General features: G+C 39.3%; 16 protein-coding genes. All 16 read left to right on the forward strand.

All coding sequences use genetic code 11. The annotated features are described in order from the left end of the window. Positions 1-99: 99 nt before the first annotated feature. The 16 genes from ACO1PF_RS10945 to ACO1PF_RS11020 all read left to right on the forward strand — a co-directional run bounded on the left by ACO1PF_RS10945 (position 100) and on the right by ACO1PF_RS11020 (position 18,013). Positions 100-249 carry a hypothetical protein gene (locus ACO1PF_RS10945; protein ID WP_423189092.1) on the forward strand — a complete coding sequence of 50 codons (150 nt, stop codon included), beginning with the start codon at positions 100-102 and terminating at the stop codon, positions 247-249. A gap of 855 nt (positions 250-1,104) precedes the next feature. After that, positions 1,105-2,463: an ABC transporter substrate-binding protein gene (locus tag ACO1PF_RS10950; RefSeq protein WP_423189093.1), complete on the forward strand. Its 1,359-nt coding sequence runs from the start codon at positions 1,105-1,107 to the stop codon at positions 2,461-2,463. Positions 2,464-2,529: 66 nt separating this feature from the next. Then, entirely contained in the window at positions 2,530-3,468 is a 939-nt protein-coding gene (locus ACO1PF_RS10955; protein ID WP_423189094.1) for a carbohydrate ABC transporter permease, read from the forward strand. A gap of 12 nt (positions 3,469-3,480) precedes the next feature. Then, positions 3,481-4,317, forward strand: coding sequence for a carbohydrate ABC transporter permease (locus ACO1PF_RS10960; RefSeq protein WP_423189095.1), 837 nt, complete (start codon positions 3,481-3,483; stop codon positions 4,315-4,317). Positions 4,318-4,347: 30 nt separating this feature from the next. Next, positions 4,348-4,962, forward strand: a complete 615-nt coding sequence (locus ACO1PF_RS10965; RefSeq protein ID WP_423189096.1) for a DUF624 domain-containing protein — start codon at positions 4,348-4,350, stop codon at positions 4,960-4,962. A 2-nt stretch (positions 4,963-4,964) separates the two neighbouring features. After that, on the forward strand, positions 4,965-5,933 hold the full coding sequence (locus ACO1PF_RS10970) for a family 43 glycosylhydrolase (protein WP_423189097.1): 969 nt from the start codon (positions 4,965-4,967) through the stop codon (positions 5,931-5,933). 92 nt (positions 5,934-6,025) lie between these two features. Then, complete coding sequence (locus ACO1PF_RS10975) at positions 6,026-7,585, forward strand: glycoside hydrolase family 43 protein (RefSeq protein ID WP_423189098.1); 1,560 nt, start codon at positions 6,026-6,028, stop codon at positions 7,583-7,585. A 22-nt stretch (positions 7,586-7,607) separates the two neighbouring features. Continuing rightward, entirely contained in the window at positions 7,608-9,053 is a 1,446-nt protein-coding gene (locus ACO1PF_RS10980; RefSeq protein ID WP_423189099.1) for an alpha-N-arabinofuranosidase, read from the forward strand. Positions 9,054-9,056: 3 nt separating this feature from the next. Continuing rightward, complete coding sequence (locus ACO1PF_RS10985) at positions 9,057-9,296, forward strand: DUF6171 family protein (protein ID WP_423189100.1); 240 nt, start codon at positions 9,057-9,059, stop codon at positions 9,294-9,296. A 142-nt stretch (positions 9,297-9,438) separates the two neighbouring features. Then, on the forward strand, positions 9,439-10,545 hold the full coding sequence (locus ACO1PF_RS10990; RefSeq protein WP_423189101.1) for a GntR family transcriptional regulator: 1,107 nt from the start codon (positions 9,439-9,441) through the stop codon (positions 10,543-10,545). Positions 10,546-10,651: 106 nt separating this feature from the next. After that, positions 10,652-11,344 (forward strand): L-ribulose-5-phosphate 4-epimerase, encoded by a 693-nt coding sequence (locus ACO1PF_RS10995; protein WP_423189102.1) that lies wholly within the window; start codon positions 10,652-10,654, stop codon positions 11,342-11,344. Positions 11,345-11,371: 27 nt separating this feature from the next. Beyond that, the gene (gene araA, locus ACO1PF_RS11000) at positions 11,372-12,796 is read left to right on the forward strand and encodes an L-arabinose isomerase (RefSeq protein ID WP_423189103.1); all 1,425 of its coding nucleotides are present in this window, start codon (positions 11,372-11,374) and stop codon (positions 12,794-12,796) included. A 78-nt stretch (positions 12,797-12,874) separates the two neighbouring features. Beyond that, the gene (locus ACO1PF_RS11005) at positions 12,875-14,464 is read left to right on the forward strand and encodes a xylulokinase (protein ID WP_423189104.1); all 1,590 of its coding nucleotides are present in this window, start codon (positions 12,875-12,877) and stop codon (positions 14,462-14,464) included. 14 nt (positions 14,465-14,478) lie between these two features. Further along, positions 14,479-14,706 (forward strand): hypothetical protein, encoded by a 228-nt coding sequence (locus ACO1PF_RS11010; protein ID WP_423189105.1) that lies wholly within the window; start codon positions 14,479-14,481, stop codon positions 14,704-14,706. A 77-nt stretch (positions 14,707-14,783) separates the two neighbouring features. Further along, complete coding sequence (locus ACO1PF_RS11015) at positions 14,784-16,733, forward strand: glycoside hydrolase family 127 protein (protein ID WP_423189106.1); 1,950 nt, start codon at positions 14,784-14,786, stop codon at positions 16,731-16,733. 8 nt (positions 16,734-16,741) lie between these two features. Continuing rightward, the gene (locus tag ACO1PF_RS11020; protein WP_423189107.1) at positions 16,742-18,013 is read left to right on the forward strand and encodes a glycoside hydrolase family 27 protein; all 1,272 of its coding nucleotides are present in this window, start codon (positions 16,742-16,744) and stop codon (positions 18,011-18,013) included. Positions 18,014-18,060 lie beyond the last annotated feature (47 nt).

The raw sequence follows: 18,060 nt of genomic DNA on the forward strand, positions 1-18,060 counted from the left end.
CTATGTGTGCTGAATGGCTCTAGTTGATGATTTGTCAGACTGGAAATATGAAAGGGAAGCATTTAAGAAAAAGATGACCCATTAAATGGAAGTGCCGCAATGTACCAATATGCGCTTGATATTACAGCAGGTCCAGATGGCAAGTGTCATTTATACTATGTCCTTGATAAAGTTTCAATCGTTTCGGTTACCATTATTGACACACCAGCTGGCAAATTCAAGTTATATGGCTACATGAGAGATAAATAAGGAGATTTCTTAGGCAAGATAAAATAACGAAACGCAATTTGACCCCGGTTTTTTAAACGGAGAAGAAATACCTTAGTATACTGGGTTTTGTACCGCAGAACATCCGTCCAGAAATGGAGCGATGGTTACAGTAATGGAAAAAGATATGATGACTATTATTAATGATTTAGTATTTGACCTGCCTTAAAAAGATGGAATAGAGAGGTCTTTTGAAGAATACGCATTCTTCGAGGCACCCTCCCATCAGAAAAATTAAAGACACTGCTTTTTATTGAATTGGTCTGTAATTTTGTCAGAGGGATATACAAAAAATAAATGTATAAATTTTATTAACTATGATTGTAAAAAAAACTTCTAAAGTAACTGATTTGTAAATTAATGATGCAAAACTTATGACACAAGAGTAGTAGCTTGAAAACTCATCCCTTTATGAGTCAATTGTCTTATAAATAATTAAAATATTTTATTTTTTAAAGAAAACGGTTGCACTTCTCTAAAAGTAGTGCTATATTATCTTTAAAGGTACGTACAATTAAATGATCAATTAATATAATAAAAGTAATTAAAAAAGAGATACCATACTTTTAATTGTATCATTTAGGTTGTATGATGCATAAAAAATGTTTAAAAAGTACTATTAATAGGTATTTTACACACTTTGTAAAGATATACCTATGGTTATATTGATATTTATTAATATGAGGAGTGATGCTTTAGTTGTAAATGTACGTACCATTTATGATTGAAAGTGTATTTTTAAAGAAGGGAATGGTAATTTGAAGTTATAATGAGTAGTAATTCGTTAGTTGTATTAATTTTTTATTTAAAATATATATAAATATGGAGGAATGAAAAATGGATTGGTCAAAAAGAGTTTTATCAAATGGATTTGTTTTAGCAAGTGCGTTAGTTTTATCGGCATGTGGTGGAGCAACGGATGAAGAAGGCTCTACTGCTTCAGAAGAAGGTAACAGTACTAGCGGAAGTGAAGAAAATATCAATTTAACCTTTATGTTCCGTGGTGGTACTGATGAAAGAGATGCATATGATTTAGCAATTGCTGCATTCGAAGAAGAAAACTCAAACGTCTCAGTTGATGTTATAGCTACTGACCCAGATCAGTATGCCACTCAGCTTCAGGCATCTATTTCTGGTAATGACATACCTGACGTATTCTATGTTGGTCAAGGTGATGTCATGGCTTACGTAGATAATGGAATACTTAGAGACATAACAGAAGATGTTGAAAATATTGATGTAGATTTAGATAATATCTGGCAATATGGTTTAGACAGTTACCGTTATGACGGCGAAAAAATTGGTGAAGGTTCACTATATGCCCTGCCTAAAGACGTCGGTCCTTTTGCTCTTGGCTATAACAAAACCATGTTTGAAGCAGATGGTATAGAATTACCGGATAACGATATACCTTATACTTGGGATGAATTTATTGAAGTCGGGAAGGAATTGACTTCTGAAAATCAGTGGGCTACAGGTTTGAACGTTAACTGGTCATTACAGTCTTTTGTCTGGAGCAATGGAGCTAGCTTCTTGAATGATGATTTAACAGAAGTAACAGTAAACACTCCTGAATTTGCAGAAGCTTTACAGTACTTCGCGGATATACAGAATGTTCACGGATTAACACCTTCAGTTGAACAAGCTCAGACACTTGATACTTACCAAAGATTTATGAATGGCGAAATTGCTTTCTTCCCGGTCGGACCTTGGGATATGAGTACGTTTAATGAATTGGATTTTGAATATGATTTAATGCCTTGGCCAGCAGGGTCAACGGGTGAATCTGCTACATGGTTAGGCTCACTGGGAATTGCAGTTTCTGAATCTACAGAACATCCGGAAGCAGCAGTCGAATTGGCCTCTTATCTTTCAGCTAATTCAGAAGCTCAGAAAATGTTAGTTGAAGCAAACATTCAGATTCCAAATAATATCGAAGTCGCTGAAGAGTGGGCATCAGATACAGAGTCTTTACCAAACAATAAACAAGAATTCTTAGATATTGCTGGTGATTATGGTAGGAATTTACCTGCAGCCAAAACATATACTTCAGAATGGTATGATGAATTCTTTGTAAACATACAACCTGTGGTGGATGGAGATATGACAGCAGAGGAATATTTAGAAACTATCCAACCAAGAATGCAGGATTTATTAGATCAATCTATTACTCAACATGAACAATCAAAACAATAATTTTTATTAGAATGTATTGGGCTATCAGCATTGATAGCCTAATATTCTAATTAGGAGGTCAAGCTCATGAATGAAAGCCATACTGAAGTAAGCGAGGGGATTTCAACTTTTACTCGTAAAAGAAAAAGCAATTTATTTAAAAATGAACATCGATATGCTTTGATTTTTGTTTTACCACCAGTCATTGGGTTTATGTTATTTGCTTTAGTCCCGTTACTTATCAGTTTTTATGCTTCTTTTACAAACTGGAATGGATTAAGACAAATGTCATTTATCGGTTTAGAGAATTATCGCAATTTGTTTTCTGACAGCTATTTTTGGACAACCTTAGGCAATACATTTTATCTGATGTTAGGTATTCCTATAGGCTTGACATTGTCTTTTTTACTGGCATTAGCATTAAATAGAAAAATTCCAGGTAAAAACACTTTCAGAGTAATCTATTACATTCCTGTTGTTTCTTCATTAGCAGCCATTTCGATTTTATGGCAGTGGGCTTATAACGGTGATTTTGGTTTATTTAACCAGGCTTTAGCTTATATTGGCATTGACGGACCCAATTGGCTGCAAAATACAGCTACGATCAAGCCGGCTATTATTTTGATGACAGTATGGAAAGGGCTGGGATATTCAATGCTTTTATATTTAGCAGCCATACAGAGTGTGCCTAGAACTTTCTATGAAGCAGCATCATTGGACGGCGCATCTTCCTTCCAGCGTCTTGTATATATTACTTGGCCAATGGTAAAACCCGTTACTTTCTTCTTGATCGTGACAAATATCATCGGTGGTGCACAGATGTTTACTGAAATCAATATCATGACTCCAACTGGAGGACCAATGTATTCTTCTGCAACACTAGTCTGGTATTTATGGCAGCAAGCGTTCAATTACTGGAAGATGGGCTATGCTTCAGCAATGTCTGTTGTTTTAGGGTTATTGATCTTTACCATAACTGCATTACAATTTTACATGGACAGAAAATCCAGCTATAAACTAGATTAAGGATGATATAAAATGAAAAGAGAATCTAAAATAGGAAATATCATTATCTTTACTATTTTACTCATAGGATCAGTTGTAATGATAGCGCCACTTATATGGATGTTGTCCACTGCATTTAAGGAAAGAAGCAGCGTTTTTGCTCTTCCTCCTGAGTGGATACCGGATCCGATTACATTTGAACCCTTTCAACGATTATTAGAAATCGATACACTATGGAGTGGGATAAGAAATTCCTTGATAGTGTCATTTACAGTAACCATCATAGGGTCATTTACGTCTAGTTTGGCAGCTTTTTCTTTTGCGAAATTAAGATTGCCTTTCAAGAATCTTCTATTCTTATTGCTGCTTGCTGGAATCATGATTCCATATCCAAGTATTATGATACCTCAGTTTGCGATTTTCTCTCAAATCGGTTGGGTAGACACGCTTTTACCACTAATTATACCCGGTTTGTTTGGTAACATTATAATGATTTTCTTCTTGAAACAATATTTATCCAACATACCCGATTCGATCGTTGAAGCAGCAAAAATAGATGGTGCAGGGTATTTCCAGATGTTTTATAAGTTGATCGTACCTGCAATCAAGCCAGCTATTGCAGCACAATTTATTTTGTGGTTCATGGCTGCCTGGAATGACTATCTTGCGCCTTTATTATATTTAAGAAGTCCTGATAAATTAACATTGCAAGTAGTAATAGCAAACTTAAATGCGACCTATGCCATTCAAACGGATTATCCGTTGATTATGGCTGCATCGGTTATTTCTTTATTACCTGTTTTGATTATATTTATTGTTTTCCAGAAACAAATTATAGAAAACGTTGCGTTAAGTGGCGTAAAAGGATAATAAGCTTTTATAGGAAGGAGGGAGTAAGATATGCCGGAGAAGATAATGGGTTTTTTAGAAGTAGGGATGTATTATATCTATCTTAATGTGCTTTGGTTCATAGGTGTGTTGACGGGACTTGTATTTTTCGGTCTCATACCATCTTCTTTAACTGTTCAGATGATATTGGCCGATGAAGACTTTTATAATAGACATCAATCACTAAAAGCGATGACCAAGCAATTTGTAAGGTTGTACAAAATGAATGTGAAAAAGTATTGGAAACTTTCTGCTTTATACAGTGTTGTTATAGGTTTTATGGTTCTTAATTTGAACATCGTTTTTAAAGTTGAAGAACTCAATCTTTTAATCTACATCACAGTGATATATTCTGTTTTCACGTTCGTCCATGTTCTGTTTTTATTACCAGTACTTCAACTAACCTCAGGAGCAGTACGTGATAAAATCAAGTTGGCTATCGGTGCCCCTTTCTTGAACTTGAAAGTAACCTTTTTCAATTTATTGTTGATCTTCACGGTTTCAGTATTAGTGATTTTTTATCCAGTGGGAGTAGTTCTAATATATCCAGTGGGATTATTAGAACTAACGAGACGATTAAATATGTTCGGTTTAGAAGAAAAACGATTAATTAAATTTACGGAGTGATCATGTTGTCAAAAGAATACGATTACACAAATCCTATTGTTCCTGAGAGAGCGGATCCATGGGTGTATAAACATAACGACGGCTTTTATTATTTTACCGGTTCTGTTCCAGGATATCAGTCGATAGAATTAAGAAGAGCCAAAAATTTAAATGATTTAGAAAATGCAGAAAAAGTAACGGTCTGGAATGCTCACGAATCAGGAGAAATGAGCCAGTTGATCTGGGCGCCTGAAATTCACTACATCAATAACAAGTGGTATATTTATTTTGCCGCAGCACCCTCAGATAAACCAAAAAATGAAATTTTTCAACACCGTATGTACGCCATCGAGTGTTCGGAAGACGATCCAATGACAGATGATTGGGTTGAAAAAGGACAGGTCGAAACACATATCAATAGTTTTTGCTTGGATGCAACGACTTTTGAACACGATGATACGCTGTATTATGTCTGGGCTCAAAAAGATCCGGCAATTCCAGGCAATTCAAATCTGTATATTTCAGAAATGGAAAATCCCTGGACATTAAAGGGGCAAGCCACACTTCTCAGTATTCCAGAGTTCGAATGGGAAAAAATTGGATTTTTGGTCAACGAAGGACCCGCTGTCATTAAAAATGATGATAAGCTGTTCATTACTTATTCTGCTAGTGCCACTGACGAAAATTATGCAATGGGACTCCTTTGGGCAGATGCTGAGAGTGATTTGCTGGATGGTTATTCCTGGCATAAATCAGAACACCCGGTTTTCGTTTCTTCTGAAGAGAATAGCCTTTATGGTCCCGGCCATAATTCTTTTACAAAATCAGAGGATGATAAGTATGACGTGTTGATTTTTCATGCGCGTCCTGAAAAAAATAAAGAAGGAGATCCCTTGGACAATCCTGATCGTCACGCAAATGCTCAAATCTTCGGATGGGATGAAAATGGGTTTCCAGTTTTCGGAGAACCTGGGTCTCCTGCAGTCAATTGATCACGGGAAGGATACGCCAAATGCAGAGAATTAAATCATTTTTTTTAAAACTAGTTCTTTTAATTTTAGTGACTTTAGGAGTGAGTGGATGTATGGGATCATCAAGTAACGTAGAGCCTCCAGAAACAAAAGCATGGGAAACACGAGCAATGGATAGGGTTTCTATCCATGATCCGGCAGCGACTCTGGTAACAAATAAAGATGGCGAAAAGGTCTATTACGTTTTTGGCACGCACATTTCGCAAGCCAAAACAACAGACTTTCTAAATTGGGAAGTCCCTCAGTACAGTGATTATGAAAATATGGAAGACAATATTTTATTAGGAAACGCCGCTGATACGTTGAAAGAAACATTTGAATGGGCTGGGCATGATGATGCTGATTCGGCCGGAGGGTTCAACCTTTGGGCACCAGACGCCATTTGGAATGAAAAGTTCGAATGGGCGAATGGGGATAAAGGTGCATACTTACTCTTTTACTCAGCAAGTTCGACATGGAGACGTTCAGCGATAGCCTTGGTGGCGTCTCAAGATATTGAAGGACCTTATACTTATGTAGATACGATTATATACTCAGGTTTCACTTCAAAAGATTCTACCGATGGGAGCATGAGAAACACTCACTATGAAGGGACCCATTTACCTGAATTGATTGAAGAGGGAATTGTTTCTGAATTCAAAGAGGAATGGGTACGAAATGGAGAAAGAGAATACAATACAGACTATGCTCCAAACGCTATCGATCCGGCTCCGTTTTACGATGAAGACGGCAAGTTGATGTTAGTATATGGTTCCTGGTCTGGAGGTACTCATTTACTTGAACTAGATGAAAAAACGGGGATCCCCCTTTACCCAGGTGAAGATGGCACGACTCAAGATGGCAGAACAATCGACAGATATTTTGGAACCAAGTTGTCCGGAGGATTCCATCAATCCGGTGAAGGACCCTATATCGTTTTTGATGAAGAATCTGACTATTATTACTTGTTCTTGACTTATGGTGGCTTAACAGCTCAAGGTGGCTATAATATGCGTTTATTTAGATCAGAGAATGTATATGGACCTTATTTGGACATGAAGGATAACACAGGCATCATCGAAGCCGGGGATATCAATGAGAATTATGGAATCAAACTTTCCGGAAACTATAATTTCAGTGGATTAAATAGTGGTGGTTACAGAGCACCGGGCCATAATTCAGTTGTCATAGATGATAGCAATAATTGGTTCAATGTCTTCCATACTCGTTTCGACAGTGGGAATGAAATGCACGAGGTGCGTGTACATCAGATGGTGAAAAATAAGGATGATTGGCCAGTCCAATTACCTTTTGAATACCGTGGCGTGCTGGCGGAATTAGGGCAAGTCTCTTCACAAGAAATTGGGGGAGAATACGAATACCTCAATTTTGGAACAACCAATGCTACAGATATGATTGAACCTTCAATTATTGAGTTAACGTCAGATGGAAAAATCACAGGTGATATAGCGGGTGAATGGACTGACGCTGAAGGGTATCTGACCCTGAGTATAAACGGTGTAAGTTATAGTGGTGTGATGACTAAACAACCTGATGAGAATGATGAAATGAGAATCGTATTTTCGGCTTATGGAGATAACAACGAAATGGTATGGGGCATCAGAACTCAATAAAATGCAAAGGAGCAAATAATATATGACTATAAACGTCTCAACAAATAAAAAAGGGCCAATGATCAGCAAATATATTTATGGACAATTTGCGGAGCATTTAGGGCGCTGTATATATGAAGGGGTCTGGGTAGGTGAAGACTCAGCTATTCCTAATGATAAAGGAATAAGGTTAGACGTTGTTGAAGCTTTAAAACAGATCAATGTCCCTGTTGTACGTTGGCCGGGAGGATGTTTCGCCGATGAGTACCACTGGAAAGATGGTATCGGTCCTAACGAAAACAGAAAAACAATGGTCAACACCCATTGGGGCGGTATCGTAGAAAATAATCACTTCGGTACCCATGAATTCTTCCATTTACTGGAACTGTTAGACGCAGATGCTTACGTCAACGGTAACGTAGGGAGTGGCACCGTTCAGGAAATGCAGGAATGGGTCGAGTACATGACATTCGAAGGCGAGTCTCCGATGGCTAAGCTGCGTAAAGAAAATGGTAGTGTAAAAGCCTGGGATCTAAAATTCTTTGGAGTCGGAAACGAAAGCTGGGGCTGTGGCGGCAATATGCGTCCGGACTATTATGCTGACTTGTATCGCCGTTATCAGACGTACGTGAGAGATTATACGAAAGAACATGTTTACAAAATCGCCTGCGGTCCAAACATTGATGATTATAATTGGATGGAACAGGTCATGAAAATAGCTGCACCCTTTATGGATGGTATCAGTTTGCATCATTACGCTTTAGCCGATGTGTGGGAAGATAAACGTCCAGCAACTGGATTCCCTGAGAAAGAGTGGTACTCCCTCATCGATAGTGCCAAGAAAATGGATGAACTGATTACAAAGCATTCGACTATTATGGATAAATATGATCCTGAAAAACGTGTTGGTTTGATTGTTGATGAATGGGGCTCATGGCTGGATGTTGAAAAAGGAACCAATCCAGGTTTCTTGTACCAGCAAAATACGATTCGAGATGCCATGGTAGCTAGTTTGACACTGAATATTTTCCACCGTCATGCTGATCGTGTCCAAATGGCTAATATTGCACAGATGGTCAACGTTCTCCAGGCAATGCTTCTAACTGAAGGCGAAAAAATGATCAAAACACCAACGTATCATGTGTTTGATTTATATAAGCATCATCAGGATGCCACGTTTGTAGATACCTATGGTGAAACACAGGAAAACATCGATTTAACAGTATCTAAGAAAAATGGTCAAATCGCAATATCATTGTGTAACTACGATACTAAAGAAACAAAAACGATCGACTTGTCTTTTGAAAAAGAATTATCTGGTGAGACTGAAGGATGGATAGTGGTAGCTGATGAAATGGATGCACATAATTCATTTGAAGAAACAGATAAAGTGAATGTGGTAGCTTTTTCAGATTATGAACTCAACGGTAAAAAAATGGCTGTTACGTTACCCCCAATGAGCGTATCAACTATTCTGATCAAGGAATAAGCGATGACCCGCTGTGAAAGTTGTGAAAGGTTAAAAAATCTCGCAAGTTTAAATGAAATTGAACTGATCGAAGAACAATTGAGTCTGGAAATAGATCTAACTTCTGAGAGGATCAAGGAAGAACGTTTACGTATCTGTCTAGGTTGTCCTTTTTTGAAAAATCAGACGTGTACAAAATGTGGATGTTATGCATTATTTCGTGTTAGTTTAGAGGGTAAGCGTTGTCCAATTTCGAAATGGTAAAGTTGCTCTCTAAAAGAATATACGGATGATAAAAACCGCCGTACATTTTTTTGGAAAGTTAGTTTAATAAATTATCATACATGTATATTTTATTTGATAATTGTTGTACACTATATGTACGTACCAATATAGGAGTGGGATTATGCAAAACGAACCGAAATATCTTATGATCAAGAAGAATATCCAAGAAAAAATAAATAATAATGATTATGTTCTAGGTTCTAAGATTCCATCTGAGGCTGAACTCAGACAACAATTTGATGTGAGCCGACATACCATTCGTTTGGCGATCGCAAAACTGGTCGAAGAAGGGTACCTAGTAAAACAACAGGGATCTGGAACGTTTGTTAGTGATTATTATAAAACGAATATGAAACCTTCAACAAAAAAGACAATAGGTGTGATAACGACTTACTTGTCTGATTATATTTTCCCTTCTATCATACGTGGTATCGAAGAGGAATTATCCAAACATGATTATTCACTGATGCTTTCCAGCACACGAAACAATGTTGATAACGAACGCGGAGCATTGGAAAGTATGATTGAGCAAAATGTCGATGGACTCATTGTAGAACCCACTAAAAGTAATCTAATGAATCCCAATCTTAACTATTATCTGGAATTATCCGAAAAAGCTACACCTCTCATAATGCTTAACGCATCTTATGAGGAACTAGATTTACCGTTTGTGGCCTTGGATGATATAAAAGCTGGGAGAATGGCAACAGATCACTTGATAGACTTGGGTCATACCAACATTGGTATTATTACCAAAAGTGATGACTTGCAAGGGAAGAATCGCTTGAAAGGATATTTAAAAGCACTTTATGAATCAAAATTAACCTTTTCAAATAATTTCATCTTAAGATACGATACTGAAATGAAGGTTATCTTACCCGATCTTTTACATGAAATGTTAGTTAAGGAAGACCTGCCTACTGCATTTGTCTGCTACAATGACGAAATTGCCGTCATGCTGATCAAAGAAATCCAGAATATTGGAAAGAATTGTCCAAATGATTTTTCAGTTGTCAGTCATGATGATAGTTTTTATGCTACTATGTTGCCGTCAGTCAAACTGACCTCCATTAAACATCCAAAAGAAAAATTAGGACGTCAGGCAGCCAAAGCAATTGTTGATTTTGTAGAAAAAGGGACGCCGTTAAAAACTTACATTTTTGAACCTGAATTAATTAAACGAACGTCCACGCGTATTTTAGTCAAGAACAATGTTATGAATCAATGAAAATTTAGTACACTAACTGTTAGCTACACGCTACCAGTCTATCCTGACATGTCCGTACCAGTTTGTTAATAAAATGTATGCTATACATACGGGAGGAGATAATTCTTTGTTAGAACATTTAAAGCAAAAAGTTTTTGAAGCGAATATGGCTTTACCAAAACACGGGTTAGTCGTTTTTACCTGGGGTAATGTCAGCGGAATCGATCGCGAAAGAGAATTGATCGTAATCAAACCTAGTGGTGTTGATTATGATGAGTTATCACGAGAAAAAATGGTAGTGGTCGATTTCCAAGGGAATGTAGTCGAGGGAGAGCTTAAACCATCAAGTGATACCGCCACGCATATTGAATTGTACAAACACTTCAAAGATATCGGTGGCGTTGTTCATACGCATTCTCCCTGGGCGGTCAGTTTCGCTCAAGCAGGTGTAGACTTACCCGCTGCCGGAACGACGCATGCCGATTATTTTTACGGAGATATTCCGGTGACTCGCGCCATGAAGCAAGGAGAAATTGAGACGGACTATGAAAAGCAGACCGGTTCAGTCATTATCGAAACATTTTCAGAACGAAAGATCGATCCCAACCAGATCCCAGGGGTTTTGGTCAACGATCATGGACCATTCACCTGGGGAAATGACCCTGAAAATGCAGTCTACAATTCAGTGGTTTTGGAGCAGGTCGCTCAAATGACGTATCATGGGATGCAGTTGAAAAGTGAATCAGTACGTATGGATCAGGCCTTACTAGATAAACACTATTTAAGAAAACACGGCAAGAATGCCTACTATGGACAATAAAAAATATAGAGATTAGGAAGTGCCAGCATGTTAAAGACAAAAAACAGAGAATTCTGGTTTGTGGTTGGGAGCCAACATTTGTACGGACCAGAAGCATTAAGTGAAGTCGAGTCACACGGTAAAGAAATCGTGGCTGCATTAAATGAAGAAGGAAACTTTTCTTTTCCAATCAAATTCAAAGCGCTCGTCACAACGGCAGACGAAATCAAAGACGTAATGAAAGACGTCAATTATCAGGATGAAGTGGCTGGGGTCATTACTTGGATGCATACTTTTTCACCAGCAAAAATGTGGATTCCAGGAACAAAACTGCTTCAGAAACCTCTGCTACATTTTTCCACACAGTTCAATAAAGAGATCCCTTGGAAAACCATTGATATGGACTTCATGAATTTGAATCAAAGTGCTCATGGAGACAGAGAATATGGTTTCATTAACGCGCGCTTGAATATCAAAAACAAAGTCGTTGTCGGACATTACCAGGATCCGGATGTGCACAAAGAGATAAACAATTGGATGGTATCGGCCGTTGGTCATGCTGTATCTCAAAATATCAAAGTCGCTCGTTTTGGTGACAATATGCGCAATGTCGCAGTTACTGAAGGCGATAAAGTGGAAGCAGCCATTCAGTTCGGCTGGACGGTAGACTACTTTGGTATCGGGGATTTAGTCGCTGAAATGGATAAAGTGTCGGACGAAGAAATCCAATCTACTTATAATGAATGCCAAGAACTTTATGACATGAATCCGGGCGAGAATGAGGCTGATTTTTACGAAGGACATGTTAAAGAACAAATCAAAATCGAAATAGCTCTGCGTCGCTTTTTAGAGAAGGGTGGCTATACAGCCTTTACGTCAAATTTTGAAGATCTGCATGGTATGAAACAATTGCCGGGTATGGCTGTGCAACGTTTGAATGCTGAAGGGTACGGTTTTGCCGGAGAAGGCGACTGGAAAACTGCCGCACTCGACCGCTTAGTTAAAGCCATGACAAATAACGAATCGACCGGATTTATGGAAGATTATACTTATAACTTTACAAAAGGAAATGAATACATCGTTCAGTCACACATGCTGGAAGTCGATCCGACATTTGCTGAGACGAAACCGCGCGTCGTGGTTAATCCGCTGGGTATTGGTGGTAAAGAAGCACCTGCACGCCTGGTCTTTGATGGAAAAGCGGGCGAAGGTTTTGCGATTTCCATGCTTGATTTAGGTACGCATTACAGATTGATGCTGAATACCTTTGAAGCGGTAACACCTGAAGAAGAAGCACCCAACTTACCGGTTGCCCGCGTCATCTGGAAACCAAAGCCAGACTTCAAAACCAGTATTAAAAGATGGATCGAAGCTGGAGGCGGCCACCATACCGTTGCGACTTTAGCACTTGACCCGGAAGTGATTTTGGATTGGGCTAAAATGGTTGATTTGGAAACAGTCGTTATTGACTAAGAATTGACGGAATTAGGGGATACTCTTTCGAGTATCTCCCATTTCAATACCAAATAGAGTGAAGTGAAGGATGAGAATATGACGATACAAAAGAGTATCCAAGGAAAAAAAGTGTTAGGCATAGAGTTTGGTTCCACACGTATCAAAGCTGTTTTGATCGATGATCGGTTCGAAGCTTTGGTCAGTGGCGCTCATGAATGGGAAAACCAGCTCATCGATGGTTTCTGGACCTATAGCCTAGATGATGTATGGTCTGGTCTCCAAGCAGCGTACAAAGAGTTAGCTGAAGAATATAAAAAAAATTACGGTGAACCGTTGAGCCAAATCGATGGCATCGGTTTTTCAGGCATGATGCACGGATATCTAGCTTTTGATATAGATGAGAATCTTTTAGTTCCTTTTCGAACATGGCGAAACACCAATACGGAAGCAGCGGCAAGTCAGTTGACTGAACTGTTCTCATTCAACATTCCACAGCGCTGGAGCATTTCGCATCTTTACCAGGTACTGCTGAACAAAGAAAACCATATCCAAGATATCGATTTTGTCACAACGCTGGCGGGCTATGTGCATTGGAAACTGACTGGCGAAAAAATTCTAGGTGTTGGCGAAGCATCTGGCATGTTCCCAATCGACAGCGAAACAGGCCAGTTTGATCAGAACATGGTTCAGTTATTTGAAGAAAAAACAGTAGCATACGAAAAAGACTGGAAATTGCTTGATGTCTTTCCAAATGTTCTTACCGCTGGAAAATCTGCCGGGTATTTAACTGAATATGGTGCTGAATTACTTGATCCCTCTGGGAAATTAGAAGCGGGGAGTGTGTTGTGTCCACCCGAAGGCGATGCAGGAACAGGGATGGTCGCAACGAACAGTGTGGCAGAACGTACAGGTAATGTGTCTGCCGGAACCTCAGTGTTCTCCATGATCGTTCTGGAAGAAGCATTGAACGATTTTTATACTGAAATCGATATGGTCACGACGCCAACAGGTAAACCGACCGCAATGGTGCATTGTAACAATTTCACTACAGACATTAACGCTTGGGCCAAATTGTTCAAAGAACTCGTTGAATCGTTAGGTTTAGAAGTGTCTTCAGAAAAACTGTTCACCACTTTATTCAACAAAGCGATGGATGCCGACGATGATAACGGGCAGCTGATGAGCTGCAACTATTATTCCGGTGAGCCGATTACCGGATTGGAAGAAGGGCGTCCACTCTTTATGCAGATGCCAGACAGCAAGTTGAATCTGGCTAACTTCATGCGGACACATATCTATTCAGCGTTAGCGACCCTTAAACTGGGTATGGATATTTTAACGAAAAAAGAAGATGTCTCAGTGGATCAGCTACTGGGTCACGGCGGATATTTCAAAACGAAAGACGTCGGGCAGCAACTCATGGCGGATGCCTTGAATGTTTCAGTCTCTGTCATGGACAGTGCCGGAGAAGGTGGACCGTGGGGGATGGCATTACTAGCTTCTTACCTAGTGAATAAAGACCCTGATGAATCGCTTGAATCTTATTTAGCGAAAAAAGTCTTCAGCCACCAGGAAGCTTATTCTTTGGATCCGACAAAAAAAGGGAATGAAAACTTCGAAGCATTCATGAAACGTTATCAGGACATGTTAGCGGTTGAAAAAGTAGCTGTAAAACAAATGAAGTGAAGGAGGAATATGCAATGGTAAATGATCCAATGCAAAATAGATCGCAAGGAAATATGGTGAACCTTCCTGCACATAAAAAGGCACTCAAGGATAGTGGGGACCATAAAAAAACAGGTCTACCAAAAAAAGACGATGAAGATATTGCGGAAGATGAAAGCAAACCTGAAGATTATGTAAAATTTAATGTTGAAAAAGTTGATGAAATGAAAACAACAAACAATGAATCAAAAGACGAAAAGTAATTAGAGAAAGAGATGTAGAACATTGAGGATGATCGAAAACTCATTATATTCTGCATCTCTTTTTTTGAAGGAGAATTATGATGAACATCAAGATAAACGACTCATTTTGGCAGAGGTATATAAAATTGATTCGAGAAGAAATGGTTCCTTATCAGTGGAATGTCCTACATGATCAAGCGGATATAATCATTGATAAAGAAAGAGACGACGAAGGAATTCCTTCTGAAAAAAGCAACGCGATAGAGAATTTCAAAATAGCAGCTGGACAAAAAGAAGGCAATCACTACGGCTGGTTGTTTCAAGATTCTGATGTATACAAGTGGCTGGAGTCAGCTGCAAACACGTACGCGATCAAACCTGATGAAAAATTAAAACTTATGATGGCTGAAGTAGTCTCACTCATTGAAGATACTCAGGAAGAGGATGGCTACATAAGTACGTATTATCAAATCGAAGCACCAGAATTGAAATTCAAACGTTTATTTGAAAGTCATGAATTATATTGTGGAGGCCATCTGATTGAAGCTGCTGTTGCTCATTATAAAGCAACTGGAGATGAGCGATTAATAGATGTCTCGAAAAAATTGGTTCACTGCATTCAGGAATCATTTGGTCCTGAAGAAGGAAAAATTCATGGTGCAGATGGTCACCAGGAAATTGAACTAGCCTTAATGCATTTGTATGAGCTGACAAATGAACACGAATATCTGGACCTAAGTGAATGGTTTCTGGAAATCAGAGGACAAGACCCTGATTTTTATCAGAAACAATTAAGTGAAAACAAAAAAATGAATTTAGACCAGGGTCGAGTTCCAACTATAAATACCGTTTATCATCAGGCGCATAAACCTTTGCTTGAGCAGGAAGAAGCAGTCGGCCATGCTGTCAGGCTCGTTTATATGGCTGCCGCAATGGCGGATGTGGCCTATTATAATAAAAATGAAAAGATGTTGAATGCCGCCAAACGCATTTGGAAGAATATTGTTGAAAAACGTTTGTATATAACTGGCGGAATAGGGTCCACAGTTCACGGGGAAGCATTCACCTTTGATTATGATTTACCAAATGACACGATGTATTGTGAAACGTGTGCATCCATTGGATTGATGTTTTTCGCTCGTGCGATGATGAAAAATGAAATGGATGTTGAATATGCCGAGGTTATGGAACGCGCACTATATAACACGGTGATCAGCGGAATGGCTATTGACGGCAAGCACTTTTTCTATGTGAACCCATTGGAAGTCGATCCGAAAGCGAGTAAACAGGACCCAGGGAAAAGTCACGCAAAGCCGACTCGTCCTTCCTGGTTTGGTTGTGCCTGTTGTCCGCCTAACTTGGCACGAACGATCACGTCACTCGATCGGTATATTGCTTCAACATCCTCCGATGCTCTATTTGTGCATTTGTATATGGATATGGAAGGTACCTATCAATTGGATAAGCAAACGATTCAGCTAAAACAACTCACTAAAATGCCTTACGAAGGTGAGATCGACCTTTCCGTTTCTCAAGTCAAGCATCCTTTTAGTCTGCAATTGAGGATCCCGGGATGGGCAGCTAATGCTTCGGTCCGCTTGAATGATAGCGAAGTTGACGTTGAACAGGTGAATGGGTACATTCTTCTGTCGATTGAATCGGATACAGCAGTTTCTCTTCTATTCGATATGCCGGTAATGGAATGGTCATCGCATCCTTTAGTGAAAGAAAACAAAGGGAAAGTGGCGATTCAAAGAGGTCCCTTTGTTTATTGCCTTGAGGAAGAAGACAATGGAGACCAGCTACATTCGTTCGAACTGACCGAGACCCCACAACCAGAGCAGATAACTGATGAGGTTTTAGGAAAATTTGTCTCATTAAAAGGAGCAGCAAAAAAAATCATTGTTGATGAGTCGTGGTCAAATGTCTTGTACAAAGCTAATGAAAATAAATATGTAACGGAGTCCAAAACACTCACCTTTATTCCATATCACTTATGGGCTAATCGATCTGTGGGTGAAATGCGTGTCTGGGTGGACAGAAAGTAGGGAATAAAATGTATGCATTTAGAGATTGGGCAAAAACTCCTCCCAAAGGTTGGAATAGTTGGGACAGTTATGGCGCATCCGTAACCGAAAAAGAAGTGAGACACAATGCTGAATACATGAGCAGACATCTAAAAGAATATGGATGGGAGTATGTGGTCGTCGATATCCAGTGGTATGAACCAGCGGCAAATTCTAGTCGCTACCATGCCTATACAGATTTGGAGATGGATGAGTATTCCCGGTTGCGCCCAGCGGCAAACCGGTTTCCTTCTTCTGAAGCTGATCAAAGTTTCAAACCATTGAGCGATCATGTGCATTCGTTAGGCTTGAAATTTGGCATTCACATTATGCGAGGGATCCCGCGTCAAGCTGTTCATCGAAACTCAAAAATAAAAGGCATTGATTTAAGAGCGAGAGACATCGTTCAGCCGAATTCGATCTGTCCTTGGAACACCGATATGTATGGAATCGACACGACGAAACCCGGAGCCAAAGCGTATTATCAGTCACTGGTTGAGCTTTATGCTGATTGGGGCGTTGATTTTATCAAAGTGGATGATATTGCTGATTCAAAGCTATATGGTGCTCATTTAAATGAAATCGCTTTACTGCGTGAGGTGATCGATGAATCAGGGCGTGACATCGTTTTAAGCCTGTCTCCCGGTCCGGCATCGCTTGAACACGGTACATTCCTGCAAAAACACGCAAACATGTGGCGGTTGACGGATGATTACTGGGACAGCTGGTCTCAACTCAGAGATATGTTTGACCGCTGTGAGAAGTGGGCGCCGTTTGTTGGAGAAGGTACTTGGCCAGACTGTGACATGCTGCCTATGGGACACATAGGTCTTCGCTCGGTCGATGGCAGTGGAAGTGACCGAATGACGCGGTTCACCAGGGATGAACAAAAAGCCATGCTGACGCTGTGGTCGCTGTTCCGTTCGCCGTTATTCTTTGGTGGCGAATTGACCGATCTCGATGAATGGACACTGGACCTGCTTCAAAATGAAAGTTTAATAGAGATCCATGCCAACGGAAAGTATCCAGCTGAAGTTTACCGTGATAAAGATTTTATAGTATGGAAAACTCAAACGGACTCAAATGAATGGTTGGCGGTGTTTAATATCTCCGGAGAAGACCGGTTGTTTGATAGAGATATTGGATACTCCTTGGATGGTGACAATAAAACAATTGGCGAAGTCCTTGATTCGAAGGAAATATATAATTGGGAGGTGAATACAGTTATTACAACTCATGGAGTAAAACTTTTCAAGTTCTAGAAAATACGAGGAAATAAGAAACACTTTTTTTACACAGAGATAAAACC

The sequence above is a fragment of the Alkalibacterium sp. f15 genome, assembly GCF_049389645.1.
Taxonomy (GTDB): domain Bacteria; phylum Bacillota; class Bacilli; order Lactobacillales; family Carnobacteriaceae_A; genus Alkalibacterium.

Bases quoted from the DNA above. Each gene is read 5' to 3' on its own strand.
- ACO1PF_RS10945 (WP_423189092.1), top strand. From the start codon at position 100: ATGTACCAATATGCGCTTGATATTACAGCAGGTCCAGATGGCAAGTGT.
- ACO1PF_RS10950 (WP_423189093.1), top strand. From the start codon at position 1,105: ATGGATTGGTCAAAAAGAGTTTTATCAAATGGATTTGTTTTAGCAAGT.
- ACO1PF_RS10955 (WP_423189094.1), top strand. From the start codon at position 2,530: ATGAATGAAAGCCATACTGAAGTAAGCGAGGGGATTTCAACTTTTACT.
- ACO1PF_RS10960 (WP_423189095.1), top strand. From the start codon at position 3,481: ATGAAAAGAGAATCTAAAATAGGAAATATCATTATCTTTACTATTTTA.
- ACO1PF_RS10965 (WP_423189096.1), top strand. From the start codon at position 4,348: ATGCCGGAGAAGATAATGGGTTTTTTAGAAGTAGGGATGTATTATATC.
- ACO1PF_RS10970 (WP_423189097.1), top strand. From the start codon at position 4,965: ATGTTGTCAAAAGAATACGATTACACAAATCCTATTGTTCCTGAGAGA.
- ACO1PF_RS10975 (WP_423189098.1), top strand. From the start codon at position 6,026: ATGGGATCATCAAGTAACGTAGAGCCTCCAGAAACAAAAGCATGGGAA.
- ACO1PF_RS10980 (WP_423189099.1), top strand. From the start codon at position 7,608: ATGACTATAAACGTCTCAACAAATAAAAAAGGGCCAATGATCAGCAAA.
- ACO1PF_RS10985 (WP_423189100.1), top strand. From the start codon at position 9,057: ATGACCCGCTGTGAAAGTTGTGAAAGGTTAAAAAATCTCGCAAGTTTA.
- ACO1PF_RS10990 (WP_423189101.1), top strand. From the start codon at position 9,439: ATGCAAAACGAACCGAAATATCTTATGATCAAGAAGAATATCCAAGAA.
- araA (WP_423189103.1), top strand. From the start codon at position 11,372: ATGTTAAAGACAAAAAACAGAGAATTCTGGTTTGTGGTTGGGAGCCAA.
- ACO1PF_RS11005 (WP_423189104.1), top strand. From the start codon at position 12,875: ATGACGATACAAAAGAGTATCCAAGGAAAAAAAGTGTTAGGCATAGAG.
- ACO1PF_RS11010 (WP_423189105.1), top strand. From the start codon at position 14,479: ATGGTAAATGATCCAATGCAAAATAGATCGCAAGGAAATATGGTGAAC.
- ACO1PF_RS11015 (WP_423189106.1), top strand. From the start codon at position 14,784: ATGATGAACATCAAGATAAACGACTCATTTTGGCAGAGGTATATAAAA.
- ACO1PF_RS11020 (WP_423189107.1), top strand. From the start codon at position 16,742: ATGTATGCATTTAGAGATTGGGCAAAAACTCCTCCCAAAGGTTGGAAT.